At 75.4% G+C, this 13,966-nt stretch carries 11 protein-coding genes; all 11 read right to left on the reverse strand.

Annotated features, from left to right (window positions below):
• Positions 1-30: 30 nt before the first annotated feature.
• The 11 genes from HF526_RS36780 to HF526_RS04885 are packed head-to-tail and all read right to left on the reverse strand — an operon-like array spanning position 31 to position 13,889.
• Positions 31-1,338, reverse strand: coding sequence for a metallophosphoesterase (locus HF526_RS36780; protein ID WP_169380034.1), 1,308 nt, complete (start codon positions 1,336-1,338; stop codon positions 31-33).
• Positions 1,335-2,645, reverse strand: coding sequence for an oligosaccharide flippase family protein (locus tag HF526_RS04840; RefSeq protein WP_169380035.1), 1,311 nt, complete (start codon positions 2,643-2,645; stop codon positions 1,335-1,337). Before HF526_RS04840 ends, HF526_RS36780 begins: the two co-directional genes overlap by 4 nt.
• Positions 2,642-4,003, reverse strand: a complete 1,362-nt coding sequence (locus HF526_RS04845; protein WP_169380036.1) for an O-antigen ligase family protein — start codon at positions 4,001-4,003, stop codon at positions 2,642-2,644. Before HF526_RS04845 ends, HF526_RS04840 begins: the two co-directional genes overlap by 4 nt.
• Positions 4,000-5,262, reverse strand: a complete 1,263-nt coding sequence (locus HF526_RS04850) for a phosphotransferase family protein (protein WP_169380037.1) — start codon at positions 5,260-5,262, stop codon at positions 4,000-4,002. Before HF526_RS04850 ends, HF526_RS04845 begins: the two co-directional genes overlap by 4 nt.
• Positions 5,259-6,698 carry an RtcB family protein gene (locus tag HF526_RS04855; RefSeq protein WP_211176780.1) on the reverse strand — a complete coding sequence of 480 codons (1,440 nt, stop codon included), beginning with the start codon at positions 6,696-6,698 and terminating at the stop codon, positions 5,259-5,261. Before HF526_RS04855 ends, HF526_RS04850 begins: the two co-directional genes overlap by 4 nt.
• On the reverse strand, positions 6,689-7,861 hold the full coding sequence (locus HF526_RS36785; protein ID WP_169380038.1) for a glycosyltransferase: 1,173 nt from the start codon (positions 7,859-7,861) through the stop codon (positions 6,689-6,691). Before HF526_RS36785 ends, HF526_RS04855 begins: the two co-directional genes overlap by 10 nt.
• The gene (locus HF526_RS35120) at positions 7,858-8,847 is read right to left on the reverse strand and encodes a hypothetical protein (protein WP_169380039.1); all 990 of its coding nucleotides are present in this window, start codon (positions 8,845-8,847) and stop codon (positions 7,858-7,860) included. The genes HF526_RS36785 and HF526_RS35120 overlap by 4 nt, the downstream gene beginning before the upstream one ends.
• The gene (locus HF526_RS04870; protein ID WP_169380040.1) at positions 8,847-10,340 is read right to left on the reverse strand and encodes a polysaccharide biosynthesis protein; all 1,494 of its coding nucleotides are present in this window, start codon (positions 10,338-10,340) and stop codon (positions 8,847-8,849) included. Before HF526_RS04870 ends, HF526_RS35120 begins: the two co-directional genes overlap by 1 nt.
• The gene (locus HF526_RS04875; protein ID WP_169380041.1) at positions 10,340-11,509 is read right to left on the reverse strand and encodes a DegT/DnrJ/EryC1/StrS family aminotransferase; all 1,170 of its coding nucleotides are present in this window, start codon (positions 11,507-11,509) and stop codon (positions 10,340-10,342) included. The genes HF526_RS04870 and HF526_RS04875 overlap by 1 nt, the downstream gene beginning before the upstream one ends.
• Positions 11,506-12,522 (reverse strand): glycosyltransferase, encoded by a 1,017-nt coding sequence (locus HF526_RS04880; protein ID WP_169380042.1) that lies wholly within the window; start codon positions 12,520-12,522, stop codon positions 11,506-11,508. Before HF526_RS04880 ends, HF526_RS04875 begins: the two co-directional genes overlap by 4 nt.
• The gene (locus HF526_RS04885) at positions 12,519-13,889 is read right to left on the reverse strand and encodes a GumC domain-containing protein (RefSeq protein WP_169380043.1); all 1,371 of its coding nucleotides are present in this window, start codon (positions 13,887-13,889) and stop codon (positions 12,519-12,521) included. The genes HF526_RS04880 and HF526_RS04885 overlap by 4 nt, the downstream gene beginning before the upstream one ends.
• Positions 13,890-13,966 lie beyond the last annotated feature (77 nt).

Genomic DNA, 13,966 nt, shown 5'->3' on the forward strand with positions numbered 1-13,966 from the left:
AGGTCGGGGAGGTCGGGGAGGTCGGGGAGGTCATGGCCCGGGTGCGGGGGCGACGGTCCCGGCGCAGGGCACCACGCCGGAGTCCTCGGTGACGCCGTCCTCGGTGATGAAGCGGTAGGTCGCGCCGGTGGCCGACAGCTGCAGTTGCAGCGCCCCCCACGCCGAGGTGGCGTTGTCGAAGCCGACGGCCATCCGCGGGTCCGGGACGAGCAGCGGGCTGAGCCACTGTCCGCCGGTGCCGACCACGAACTCGGTGGTCCCGCCGCCGACCACCGCGCCGTCGGCGTCCATCGGCTTCCACCGCTGGTAGTTGTGCGAGTGCCCGTTGAGCACCAGCGGCACGTGGTGCGACGCGATCAGCCGCCAGAACGCGTCGAAGTCGGTGGCCGCCTCGCTCGGCCCCTCGGTCTCACTGCGCCCCTCGGTGAACCGCGGCCGGTGGTAGGTCACCAGCGTGCACGGGTCGGGGTGCCGCGCCAGGTCGGCGGCCAGCCACTGATACTGCGCCGAGCTCGTGCTCAGGACCGTCGCCGGGCTGACGTTGTCGAGGGTGATGATGTGCCAGCCGTGGGTGTCGTAGCTGTAGTACGGCGGTGGGTCGCCCCAGTAGTCGTAGTACGGTCGGCCGGTCCGGTCGCTCTCGAACTCGTGGTTGCCCGGCGTCGGGTTGGTGATCGACCGGAACCGGCTGTAGAAGCTGCCGTTCTCGCCGTACCAGTTGGCGTACTCCTCGGGGGCGCCGTGCGCGTAGACGTCGCCGAGATAGAGCACGAGGTTGGGTTTCCACGACGCGATCAGGTCCGTCACCCGGCGCTCCGCCGTCAAGCCCGAGACTCCGTCGCCGGCCGCGGCGACGAGCAGCGGACTGCCGGGGGCCGGGTCGGTGCCCGGCGTGGGCCGGAACGGCGCCGTCGGCGGCGGGGCCGGGGTGGCGGTGAAGTCCAGCGGCAGGGTGAGCGGCGGCGAGGCGTACCCACCGCTGAAGGCCACCGAGGCCGACAGCGTGTGCAGGCCGGGTGGGTAACGGTAGGTGTGCAGGTTGAACGCGTACGGCGACTGGGGGTCGAAGAGCAGGTAGCCGCCGTCGAGGGTGTAGGTGATCCCGTTGACCGCCGGCGCGCGGCCGGTGAGCTGGGTGGTGGCCGTCACCGGCACCGGGCCGGCGACATCGGCGCCCGCCGCGGGCCCGGTGATGCACAGCTGCACCGTGTATCCGGCCGGGGCCGTGGCGGTGGTGCAGGTCGGCGCGCTCGGTGGCCGCCGGGTGGTGACGTCGACGACGACGACAACCACCAGCAGCAGCAGGCCGGCCAGCGCCGGGAGCGGACGCGGTCTCACCCCGTCCCTCCGGCGCCCCGCGGCGTGGCCCCGGCCCGCAACGGCCGGGCCAGGCGGCGGGTCAGCCCGACGAGCACGGCCGCCGTCACGAGGTAGGCGACACTGGAGGCGATCGCCGCACCCAGAGCGCCGTGCCGCGGGATGAGCACGACGTCCAGGGCGACGGTCACGACCACTCCGGCGGCCATCCCGGCCGAGTTCGCACCGGGCCGTCCGACGCCCCACAGGTAGGCCGAGGCGACCGCGGCGGCCCCTTCGACGGCCAGCCCGACGAGCAGGACGCAGGCCGGTACGACCGCACCGCGGAAGGTCTCGCCGTAGAGCAACGGCAGCGTGAACGCCGCGGCCAGCGCCAGCAGCGGCGTCGCCGCCGCGGTCAGGGCGACCGCCCGCGGCATCAGCCGGCGCACCTCCGCGTCGGCCACCGCCCGGTCCGAACGGGCGAAGCGCGGGTAGAGCACGTAGTTGCAGGCAGTGGCGGGCAGCCGCATCAGCTCCGCGAACTTGGACGCCACCGCGTAGACGCCGAGCACGGCCGGCCCGGCGAGCGCGCCCAGGACGAGGAAGTCCAGCCGCAGGTTCACCAGCCACAGCAGGTTTCCCAGCTGGCCCCGGGCCCCGAAGACGATCACCCGCCGGGCGACGCCGGCCGAGGGTGCGCCCCAGCCGCGGAAGAAGCCGGTCACCGCGAGGCGGCCCACCGACACCGTGGCCGCCGCCACCCCGCCGCCGACGAGGCCGCCCAGGACCGCCGCGATGCCGTCCAGCCCGACGGCCAGCGCGACGCCGTAGGCCGGCAGGAACATCAGCTCCTCGGTGACGATGATCAGATTGGAGCCGCGCATGTCCGCGGTGCCCTGACAGCACGCCTTGCCCCACACCGTGACCAGCTGGGTGGCCACCGTGACGCCGGCGAGCAGCAGCTGCCCGCGCGACGTCGCGGGAAAGAAGAAGTCCAGGGCGGGCGCGGCGAGCGTCCAGGCCAGCACGCCCAGCACCGAGCCGCCCATCGCGAGCGCGGTCAGCGTGGGCCGCAGCCGCGGGTCGGCGCCGCGCTCGCCGGCGACGTAGTAGGTCGACGCCACCGGCAGCCCGGCACTGATCACCACCCCGGTCAGCCAGGGCAGCACGCGCAGCAGCGCGTACTCCCCCAGCACGGCGGCCCCGCCCCAGCGGGCCACGAGCAGGCTCGCGACCGACAGGGCGGCCAGCGCCCCACCCTGGGCGACGAGGTTGGCGGTCGCGCTGCGCCGGCCCAGCCCGGGCGCCGGGCGGGACCCGGTGGCGGTGGCCTGCGGGCGGCTCACGACGTCTCCCGCGACGGCACCGACGGGGTGCCCAACGGTCGCACCGGCATCGGCCAGCGGGCCGCGACCGCGGCGACGAACGCCAGCAACAGCCAGACGTACCGGAAGTGCAGCACCTCGTAGTAGGTGCCGGCCAGGGCCATCGCGGCCAGCGCCGCGATCAGACCTGAGGGCCGGGGCAGCTCCGCCCAGCCGCGCGGCGGCCCGCGCAGCACCCGGGCGGACCGGAGCACCGCCGTGGCGACGAGCACGACGATCCCGACCACGCCGAGGGGGCCCCGCTCGACGAGAGCGGCCAGGTAGTCGTCGTGCGCCTCCTTGGCGTAGGCGTACTGCCGGTCCGACAGCAGTTCCTTGGTGGTCCCCGGTCCGGAACCGAGCACCCCGTCGCTCGCATAGAGCTGCAGCGACTCGTGGATCAGCTCGCTGCGCTGGGCGCTGCTGCTGTCGCTGCGGCCGAGCGAGTTCACCAGGATCGGCTGCCCGGAGTCACGCGCCCAGGTCTGGATCTGGGTGAACGGCACGACCGTGAGCCCGGCGCCCACCACGGAGCCCAGGATCAGCAGCACCGCCAGGGTGGTCATCGCGCCGAAGCGGCGGTGGGTGGCGACCAGCACCACCACCGCGCAGCCGGCGAGCAGCTCCAGCACACCACCGTTGGATTCGCTGAGCACCAGCGACCAGACCAGCACCAGGTAGCCCAGCCACCGCAGCCACACCCGCCGTGGCCGCTGGGTCGCGTAGACGATGAAGATCGACGACACCCAGAACGTGGCGGCGTAGTTCGGGTCGCCGAAGGTGAACAGCGCCCGGTTGCCCTCCCGGGCCACGATGCCCTCGACGGCGGTGAGCCCGAACAGCGACGCGGTGACCAGTACCGTCCCCCAGCAGACCGACAGCACCGCCCAGGTCGAGGAGAGCAGCCGCAGGACGCCGGGCCTGCGAGCCAGGTTCGTCATCGCGGTGGCCCAGGAGAAGATCACGAGGTCCTGGAAGACGGACAGCAGCGAGTTGGCCGGAAGTGGGCCGGCCAACCCGGCGATGGCCCCACCCAGCACCATCAGCGCCATCGCGCACGCATAGGGCGCTCGCAGCCGGATCGAGGCGCCCGCCGCCCAGATCCCGGTCGCCAGGATGGTCAGCAGGATGGCCACGTCGACCGGAGAGCTGTTGCCCGGCCCGGTCGGGTGCAGGAACGGTTGCAGTGCCACCGACAGCACGCCGAGCACCACCGCGGCGCGCTCGGCGGTGCGCCGCGGTGGCAACCGGAGTGGATCGGCCGGCTCCGGGCCGGTGCGGAGGTCCGGGGATCCGGCGGTCGCCGGGATCACCGGGCGCCGATCGTCGAGCTCGGTCATGGCGTCGTCTCGCTCAGGGTCATGAACAGCGTCAGCTGGTCGCGGGCGAAGTCCGGGTCGGTGGCCTCGGCGGCGAGCGCGGCGATCTCGGCCAGCACGGCGTCGCGCCCGCACGCGGCAGGCAGCCCGAGCCGGGTGAGGCCTGCGGTGAGGAAGCCGCGGACCAGGTCGGGGTACCAGCCGGTGCCGTCGATCCCGTAGCCGGCGCCGGCACCGGGCCGGCCCGCGACCAGGCGGGGATGGCCGGGCACCGGACGGCCCGGGCGGGTGTGCCGGTCGAGATAGATGGAGTAGGCCAGGGCGAACCGGGCGATGTCGCGCACCGGGTTGCCGGCGAGCTCGCTGTGCTCCCAGTCGACCACCCCGGTGATCTCGCCACGGTCGGTCAGCAGGTTGCCGGGCCAGAAGTCGCCGTGCACCAGGGTGGTCGGCGCCGCGTACCGGCCCAGCCGGGCGCGCAGCGCGCCCAGCCGGTCGAGCACGCGGTCGGCGGCCGGCGCAGCGGTGAGCCGGGCGCGCAGCCGCTCGGCCGTCCCGGGGGCGAGGTCCAGCGGCGCCGCCGGGCCCAGGGTCGCCGACTGGGCCAGCAGCAGCCAGCGGCTGGCCGCGGCCAGGTCGGCGCGCACCGCCTCCGGGTCCGCCGTGTGGCCCCGGCGGTGGTAGCGGACCAGCATCGGCACGCCCCGCTGCGCCGTCGTGACGAGCGCGGGGCGGCCGCCGTGGTCGAGCACGTCGAGCACCTGGGGCACGCTGCCGGCGAGGTGGCGGCTGTGCACCCGCTGCAGGGCCAGCAGCCGCTGTGCCTCGCGGTCGATGCGCGCCGCCGCCCGCACGTCACCGGCGATCTTGACGGCGTGGCTGGGCGACGGTTCGTTCGGGGTGAACAGCAGCAGCACGCACCGGGCGTCGGGGTCGCGGCTGTGCTGGAGCACCACGAGCCGCTTGTCGCCGTCCGCGACGAAACCGGCCAACGCACCCGCCGGTTCCGCGCCCCCGGGGCCGCGCGACGCCGGGCGCGGCAGCAGCCGCCACAGCGGCCGGATCCGCAGGGCCTGCCTGGCCGCGGCGTAGACCCAGCTCGGCAGCCCCGACCGCGGCGGCGCCGCGAGCAGCGAGGTGCGCACGTAACTCAGCACCGGGCGCTCGAACTCGGCCACGACCACCGGACGGTGCCGCGACGGCAGCGCGACGAAGCGGCGCCCGGGCGGCAGCAGTTCCTGCCACGGCGCCCGCACCGCCTCGTCCGCCGCCGCGCTCACGACAGCACCGCGAAGGGACGCATCCGGGCCACCGGCCGCACCAGCCCGTTGCGGACCAGGATGTCGAGGCCCTCGCCCACGCCGAGGTCGTCGAGGTGCGCGACCTCGCGCGGCGCGGCGTCGCTGTAGGAGTAGCAAGCCGTGTGCCGGCCCAGCGGGTCCGGCCCGGACCGGCCGTCGCGGACGAACGCGCTGATGATGCTTCCGGTCCCGTGGCAGGCCGTGTAGAGGCTGCGCCGGGCGTCGGCGGCGGGCACGCACAGGAACGACGACGTCCGGTTCGTGCCAGGCAGCAGCAGCGGCTGGCCCGTCTCCGCGAACGCCGGGTGTCCGGCCATCATCTCCGGGGTCCAGGCGCGCGCGGCGTTGTGCCGGTGCACGTACGCCGGCGCGCCGTCGATGTCCTCCTCGTAGATCGAGTTGTGCGGGGAGTCGACGACGAGGTCCATCCGCGCACCGAACGCCTCCCGCGCGAAGGAGCGCAGCGCCGCGTAGGTGGCCAGCCGGTAGGCGAACCCGTAGTTCATCGACAGCCGCTGGGCCAGCAGCACGCGGCGGCCGTCGTCGCCGTCGACCGGCAGCGACGGGCAGCCCGCGGTGAAGTACAGCTCGAAGCGCCGCCGGGCGCGGGCGAGGCTGCGCGCCCCGAGCAGGTGGGTCAGCGGCTTCTGCGCGGCCATCTCCGCGCGCAGCATCCGGGACGCGGACTTGCGGCGGGCGTACATCTCGCCGATCTGCCCGGTCAGTACGCCGCCCCCGTTGTGGAATTGCACGGTGACCTGGCCCTGGTGCACCCCGAGCCGCTCGGCGGCCGCCGGGTCGAGGATCTCCTCGACCTGCTGCAGTTCGAGGAAGTGCGTGCTCGGGCCGATCGTGCCGAAGCGCAGCCGGGCCAGCTGCACGCACAGCCACGGCAGTTCCTTGCGGGCGCGCTCGGCCCCGCCGAACTCCTCGACCGGGATCCGGCCGAACTCCTCGACGCGGTCGAGCTCGCCGCGTTCGATGCCGTAGCGGTCGGCGGCGAAGTCCGCGCCCTCGACGGCGGCGCGCAGCACCTCGTCGCGGGTGAGCTCGAACTTCCAGCCCGGCGGGCTGGGAAACCGCTCACGCACCCGCCGGTAGAAGTCGCCGACGGCCCGCTCGCTCGGCTTCGGCACGTCCAGGGTGGCCAGCGCCATCCCGCAGTTGAGGGCGGCGTCGGTGAGCGTGGGCCGGATGGCACCACGGGTGGCGACCGCGATGCTCGAGGGCATCTCGGACTTGGCCTTGTGGCAGAAGTCGGGTAGCACGACGGGCGGCGCCGCCAGGTCCGCGGTGGCGGTGCCGTCGTGCAGCCGGGCGAGCAGCGTGGGGTCGGCGGGCGAGAGCACGCTGTCGAAGACGGTCGGGCCGTCCTCCCGCTCGGTCTGCTCGCTGCTGATCATGTCTACGCGCACGGGGTCTCCTGGTCGGTTCGGGAAGGGGCACAGCGGGGTGGGGCGTAGGCGGCGACGAGCGCATCGCCGAGCCTCTGGTCGCCGAAGCGGTCGCCCAGCCAGTCGCGGGCCGCCGCCGCCATCCGGTCGGCCTCGTCGGGGTGGTCGAGCAGATGACCCACCGCGGTGGCCATCAGGTCCGGCCGCTGCGGCGGCACGAGCAGCCCGGTGCGGCCGGGGACGACCACGTCGGGCACCGCGTTCACCGCGGTCGCCACCACGGGGACGCCGCAGGTCATCGCCTCGACGATCGCCACGGGAAGGCCCTCGTAGCGGCTGGGCAGCGCGAAGACGTCGAACGCGGGCAGCACCTCGCGCACGTCGGGACGCTCACCGAGGAGCACGACACGGGCCTGCGGCAGCGCCCGGGCGGCCGCCGCCCGCACCTGTTCGGCGAGCGGGCCGCCGCCGATCCACACCCCGACCGTGCCAGGGCGGTGCAGCGCGACCATCGCGGCGACGAAGTCCTCCGGGGCCTTCTGGTAGGCGAGCCTGCCGACGGCGCCGACGACGGTCGCGTCGACCGGCAGCCCCAGGGCGTGCCGGGCCGCGGCCCGGGTGCGCGGCGTGCGCGGGGTCGCCGCGCCGCCCGTCGCGACGCCGATCGTGCGGACCCGTTCCGGCGCGACCAGCCGGCGGCGCACGACCTCGACCGCCACGCCGGTGCCGACACAGAGCGCGACGTCGGTGATCCGGCCGAGCCGGCGTTCGATCCCGATGTAGGTCCCGCGCCGGGACGCGGACTGGAACTCGTGATAGGGCAGCCCGTGGAAGGTGTGCACGATCCGGCCGGCCCCGGCGCGGTGGGCGGCGAGCCGGCCGAGCGTGCCGGCCTTGGCGCTGTGGGTGTGCACCACGTCGTAGCGCCGGGCGCCGAGCAGCCGGGTCAATCGGCGCAGCGCCCGGATGTCGTCGCGCGGGGCGATCGGCGAGCGCAGCGACGGTTCCAGCACGACCTCGAGCCCGGCGGCCGCGGCCTCGTCGAGCAGCCGGTTCCCGCTGCCGGCGATCACGGTGACCGGGTAGCGGTCGGGGTCGAGCGCGAGCGCGCCGCGCAGCGCCACCTCCCCGGCGCCCGCTTCGAACCGGGTGACGACGGTCGCCACCCGCACCCGCGGGCTCACGACCGCGCCCCGGTGGCGGTGGGCCGCCCGGTGAGCAGGCCGGCCAGGTCCGGCGTCGGCCGGCCGGCCAGGGTGATCTCGGTGGCCGGCAGCCGCGCGGCCAGCGCCCGGGCCACGTCCGCGACCGGCGGGTGCACGGGGCCCATCCCGGTGCCCATCGCCAGCGTCGCGGCCAGCGCCCAGTAGCGGCGCAGCTCACCGGCCATGTAGGTGCCCCCGGTGAGCACCGCGGCGGCGCGGCCGGGGTCGAGCCCCGCCACGGTCGGCCGGGGGCCGCCGCCGCGGCGGAGCACGACGATCCGGTCCGGGGCGAGCTCGTCGACCCGCCCGGGCAGCGGGCGCTCCCGGCGCCCGTGGGCCATCCGGCGCCCGGCACCGCCCTCGACGCGCATCGGCTCCACCAGGCCGTGCACCCGCTCCACGTCGCCGGCGACGAGGTTGTCCGAGCAGGCCCGGCCACCCGCTTGCGCAGCGGCCAGCAGCACGGTCGACCGGCCCACCCCGCCCGGCCCGGCCAGCAGCGGCACACCCCCGTCGATGGCCACAGCGGCGGCGTGCAACGGCACCCGGCCGCGCCGGCCCGCCTGCCACAGCGCCGGGTACTGCACGAGCACCGCCCGGGCCAGCAGGTGGAACCGCGCGCGCAGCAGCAGCGCGGCGAGCCGTTCGCGGCGCGGCGGTCGCCACCGGGCCACCACCTGCAGAGCCCCGGAGTGCAGGGCGTCCACGTGCAGGTCGAACCCGGCGCCGCAGGCGTTCTGCACGACGCACCGGTTGCCCCGGCGGTACGCACCCCGGGTCAGCGGCTCCCAGCCCCGCACGTCGAAGCCCGCGGAATGCGGCTCGACCAGCACCTCGACGTCGGCCGGGCGGCCCGACGGCGCCCGCCATGCGTCGCCGGCTGCCTCGGCGAGCACCTCGTCGAGCCAGCGCGGCTGCGCGTGCACGACCAGCCGTTCCCCGGCCTGGATCAGCTCGCCGTCCATCAGAAGCCGTCCGGGTAGGGCGCGTCGAACAGGCCGCTCGCGGCCGGGACCGCCAGCGCGGGCGGGGTGTACTCCGGCACCACCCGGGTCAGCCGGGCGCGCACCTCCTGCGCGGCGTTGGCCTCGGCCGCGGCGTACAGCGCGTGCAGACCGTCCTCGAAGTCGTCGGGCAGCGCCGGCCCCAGCGTCGCCGAGATCCGCGGGTGCGCGGTCGGGGTCCGGTCCTCGGAGTCGCTGAACAGCGCCTCGTTGAGCTTCTCGCCCGGCCGCAGCCCGGTGAACCGGATGTCGACGTCGGTGGCGCCGACCTGCGCGGCGTAGGACTCGACGAGGGAGACGATCCGTACCGGCTGGCCCATGTCGAGCACGAAGGTCTCGCCGTCCTCGGCCATCGCCCCGGCCTCGAGCACCAGCCCGACCGCCTCTTCGACGGTCATGAAGAACCGGTCCACGTCCGGGTCGGTGATCGTGACGGGTTCGTGCGCGGCGATCTGGTGGGCGAGTACGTGCAGGAACGAGCCACGGCTGCCCAGCACGTTGCCGAACCGCACCGACCCGACCGCGGTGCGGCCACCGGCCCGGCTGGCCACGATCAGCTCGGCCAGCCGCTTCGTGGCGCCGAGCACCGAGGTCGGGGCGGCGGCCTTGTCGGTGGAGATGAGGATGAAACGCTCGGTGCCGTGCTCCACCGCCGCGTCCACCAGGTGCTGGGTGCCCAGCACGTTGGACTTGACGCCCTCGCAGGGATGGCGCTCCAGCAGCGGCAGGTGCTTGTGCGCCGCGGCGTGGAACACGACCTGCGGGCGCAGCTCGGCGAAGATCTGCCGCATCCGGGAGCGGTCCCGGATATCGGCGACGAGCAGTTCGTCGGTGTCGAGCAGCGCCGCGCCGCTGATCTCCAACTGCAGGCTGTGCAGGTTCGACTCGTCGTGGTCGAGCATGTAGAGCGCGCTGGGCCCGTAGGAGCGGATCTGCCGGCACAGCTCGCTGCCGATCGACCCGCCCGCCCCGGTCACCAGCACCCGCCGATCGCGGACCGTGGCCCGGGTCGTCGGCCGTACGACGTGCACCTCGTCGCGGCCCAGCAGCGCCGCCGGCGCCACCGCCATCAGGTCACCGCCGCGGCTGTCCCGCTGCACGGCGGCGTGGAACGACGGCAGGTAGCGCACCCGGGCCCCGGACCGGACGGCCTCGCGGACCAGGGCCGCCAGTTCCACCGGCGGCATCGACGGGATCGCCACCACGACGACGTCGATCCGCTCGGCACGCACGGTGTCGGCCAGCGCGGAGAGCGGACCGAGCACCGGCAGCCGGTTGACCCGCCGCTTGCGCGCGTCGTCGTCCAGGTGCCCGAGGAGGGTGAGGCCGTACTCGGGGTTGCGCATCAGGTCGCGGGCCAGGGTGCGACCGGCCGCGCCCGCGCCGACGATGAGCGTGCGGGTTCCGGTCGGCGGCGGTGGGGTGCGGCGGAGGCGCAGGCGCAGACGCTGCATCAGGGGGACCCTCCTCGGCGGCCCAGATCGGTGATCAGGGCACAGACGTGGTCGACATCGGCGTCGGCCAGGGCGGGGTGCAACGGCAGCGACAGCAGGCCGTCGAAGACCTGGTCCGCCACCGGCAGGTGCGGGGCGCCGAGCAGGGCTCGGAAGTACGGGAAGTGGTGCACCGGGATGAAGTGCACGGAGGTCCCGACACCGCGTTCGGCGAGCGCCGCGGCGAGCGCGTCGCGGGTGAGCCGATAGCCGGGGCCGACGCGGAGCACGTAGAGGTGCCAGGCGTGCCGCCCGGTCACCGGCCGCGGTGGCGGCGTCAGACCCGGGACGTCGCGCAGCGCGGCGTCGTAGCGGTCGGCGAGCTCGGCCCGCCGGGCCTGCCAGCCCTCCAGCCGGGTCAGCTGCGCGCTGCCGATCGCGGCCTGCAGGTCGGTGAAGTTGGCCTTCATCCCGTCGACCTCGACGGAGTACCGCCAGCCGCTACCGGGGTGGTAGCGCCGCCAGGCGTCACGGCTCATCCCGTGCTGACGGCTCTGCCGCAGCAGGTCGGCCAGTTCGGGGTCGGCGGTGGTCACCGCGCCGCCCTCGCCGATCGGCAGGTTCTTGGTGGCGTAGAAGCTGAAGCAGGTCGCGCCGGGTGCGCTGCCCACCGGATCCGGTCCGGCCGCCGCGCCCAGCCCGTGCGCGGCGTCCTCCACGACGTGCGCGGGATCCAGCCCGGCGGCCGCGGCCAGCTCGGCGACCGGCGCCGGGTAGCCGGCCATGTGCTGCACCACCATGGCCCGGGCACCGGACCGCTCGGCGGCGCTCGCGACGTCGCGGGGGCGCAGGGTCAGCGTCGCCTCGTCCACGTCGACCAGGACCGGCCGCAGGCCGGCGTGCACGATCGCGTGCACCGCACCGCAGAACGTCAGCGTCGGGCTGAGCACCGGCGAGCCGGCCGGCAGCCGCAGCGCGCGCAGCGACAGCTCGATGGCCGCGGTGCACGAGCTCACGGCGACGGCGTGTTCGGCGCCGACCCAGCGGGCCAGCTGGTGTTCGAACTGCGCGGTACGCGGGCCGGTGGTGACCCAGCCGCTCTCCAGGACGGCCAGCGCCGCGGCCCGGGCCTCGGGGATGATCTCACAGGTGGCGAACGGGACCGCACGGCCGATGTCGGCGGTGGTCATCGTGTCCACCGCCGGCTCGTCCCGGGCCCGGAGAGGGCCTGCCGGTAGATCTCCAGCAGCCCGCGGGCCAGCGCGTGCGCGGCCGGCCGGTCGTCGGCGGTGGGCACGACCCGGCGTGGCGGGCGTGCCTCGTCCAGGTGCGCCGCGACCGCGTCGGCGATCGCGTCGTCGCGCGGGGCGACGACGTTGCCGTTGAGCCCGGAGGTCACCAGCTCGGCCGCGCTGTCGGTCGTCACCGCCACCACCGGCAGCCCCATGGCCAGCGCGGAGACGCCGGGGCTGACCGCGGACAGGTCCTGCCCGGCGGCGACGAACAGGTCGGCGGCCTCGAGCAGCGCGGGCAGCGGCAGCCGGCCCGCGGGATGCGCCGGCGCCCGGCCGGCCTCACCGCTGAGTCGCAGCACGTGCACGTCGCTACGACCCAGCCGCTCGACGGCCGCGGCCCAGTCTCCGAGCATCGCGGTGCGACGCGCCGGGACCACGCCGACGACCAGCCGGACCCCGGGGCGGATCCCGAGCTCGCGGCGTACCGCGCCACGCTCCGCGGCCCCGCCGTCCCGGCTCCCGGCTCCGGGCGCGTGCCAGGGGGACAGCACCGGCAGGCACCGCACCCGCTCCCCCGGGGCCAGCGCCGCCTCCACGACGATCCGGCCCGCGGTGCGCCCGTGGGTGAGCCAGACGGCGCAGCGGGCGGCGCGCCGGCGCTCGCGGCGCGCCCAGCGGCGCGTCGCGACCAGCTCGTGGCCGCGCAACGGGATCCGGTCGACGGTGTGCACCCGGTACGCGGCGAGCCCGGCGTCGCCGTCGACCTCGCCGACGGTGTGCAGCAGATCCGCCCGCTCGCCCGGCCGGGCCAGCCGCAGCCGGCCCGCACCCAGCAGCAGCTCGACCGCCTCGCGCAGCGCCGCGGCCAGCGGCCCGGCACCGGGTGCGGCCTGCAGCCGCAGGCTGGGCACCGTGTCCGGCACCGGCGAGACCACCGCCGGCGGGCCGGCCGGGTGGATCGCGGTCATGAGCTCCTCCTGAGAAGACGCCGCCACGACCGGGGCCGCCGGGCGGCCCCGGGATCACCGAGGACGCCGATGACCGGCAAGCCGGTCGCCGCGGCCAGGTCGTCGAGGCGCTGCAGCGCGGTGTGCCGGGCGAGCACCGGCACCACCGGCAGCAGTCCACAGTGGTCGGTCGAGCGGAGGGTGTCGCACGTCGTCAGGGCCTGCACGTCGAGCCGGTCGAAGGTGCGGCCGCGGGTGACCTCCCAGGGCGCCTCGAGCACGGCGGTTCGGACGTCCGTCCGGGCCGGGCCCGCCTCGTGCAGACCGTTGGTCCCGGCAGGCCGGGGCGCCGGCGACGGCGGGGGTGTCATGCCCGGCCCGCCGGCCGGCGGGTCCGCCTCGTTCAGCGCCGCCCGCAGCGCGGCCGCGATCGCCGCCAGCCGCTGCGGGTCGCCCGGCCCGACGAGCAGCGCGCGCCGGACCTCGTGCCGCTGGGCCGCCCGGCGCAGGGCGAACAGCAGTTCGGGGTCGGCGGCACGGCCCTGATCGGTCCGCGGCAGCTGCCCGATCAGCGGGACACCGATACCCCGCGCGAACGCCCGGGCGTCGGGCACCCGCGGCCGCAGCACCTCGACCACGGTTGCGGCCAGCAGCCCGGCGACGAGCCCGATCACCAGGGCCAGTCCGAGGTCGGTGGCGAGGTTCGTCGGAGTGGCGCCGGTGCTGACCGCCGGGGAGATGACGGCGGCCGAGCCTGCCGAGCCTGCGGACGTCCCGCTCAGCTGCAACTGGCGCATCGTCGAGCTCAGGTCGTTGAGCTGCTGGTCGATACCGGCGAGCTGCGCCGCGGTGTCGGCGCTGGCCACCGGGTCCTTGGTGAGGGCCAGCGCCGTGGCCGTCTTCTGCCGCTGGTCCTGCAGTTGCTTCTGGCGGTCGCTGAGACCGCTGAGAAGATTGGCCGTGCGGGCATCGCCGGCGTTGTTGAGGTAGCTGACCACATCCGTCGCCAGTGCCTGATCCAGCTTGGTGGCCACGGCCGGATCACGGTCGGTCACCGACACGTCGAACACCGCGGAGCTGCCCAGCCGGACGACGTCGATCCGAGTGGCCGTGGTCGTCGGGTCCCGCCCGGTGACGCCGGCCTCGCCCAGCGCCCGCTGCACCATGGCGTTGCTGGTGGCCACCCCCTTGACCAGGTTCAGCAGCGCGTCGGCCTCGGTGTCCGAACCCGCCAGCACGGTGCCCCCCTGGATGCGCGACCACGAGGCGTACGTCCGGGGCGTGACAGCGGCCAGCAGCCCCAGCACGAGAGGGGGCAGCAGCAGGCAGACGAGCAGGAGTCGCCAGTGTCCGCGGAACACGCGCAGGAGAATCTCGTTGACGTCCATTAGTCCATCCGTGTGAGACCGAGAGTTGTGCCGTGACGTTGCGTCGACGCTAGGGACGCCATCTGACCGAAGGCTCA

This window comes from Pseudonocardia acidicola, from assembly GCF_012911935.1.
Taxonomy (GTDB): Bacteria; Actinomycetota; Actinomycetes; order Mycobacteriales; family Pseudonocardiaceae; genus Pseudonocardia; species Pseudonocardia acidicola.

What these genes read in the sequence shown, in the direction of transcription:
- HF526_RS04845 (WP_169380036.1), bottom strand. Translation starts at nt 4,003, where the DNA reads ATGACCGAGCTCGACGATCGGCGCCCGGTGATCCCGGCGACCGCCGGA.
- HF526_RS35120 (WP_169380039.1), bottom strand. Translation starts at nt 8,847, where the DNA reads ATGGACGGCGAGCTGATCCAGGCCGGGGAACGGCTGGTCGTGCACGCG.
- HF526_RS04870 (WP_169380040.1), bottom strand. Translation starts at nt 10,340, where the DNA reads ATGCAGCGTCTGCGCCTGCGCCTCCGCCGCACCCCACCGCCGCCGACC.
- HF526_RS04875 (WP_169380041.1), bottom strand. Translation starts at nt 11,509, where the DNA reads ATGACCACCGCCGACATCGGCCGTGCGGTCCCGTTCGCCACCTGTGAG.
- HF526_RS04880 (WP_169380042.1), bottom strand. Translation starts at nt 12,522, where the DNA reads ATGACCGCGATCCACCCGGCCGGCCCGCCGGCGGTGGTCTCGCCGGTG.
- HF526_RS04885 (WP_169380043.1), bottom strand. Translation starts at nt 13,889, where the DNA reads ATGGACGTCAACGAGATTCTCCTGCGCGTGTTCCGCGGACACTGGCGA.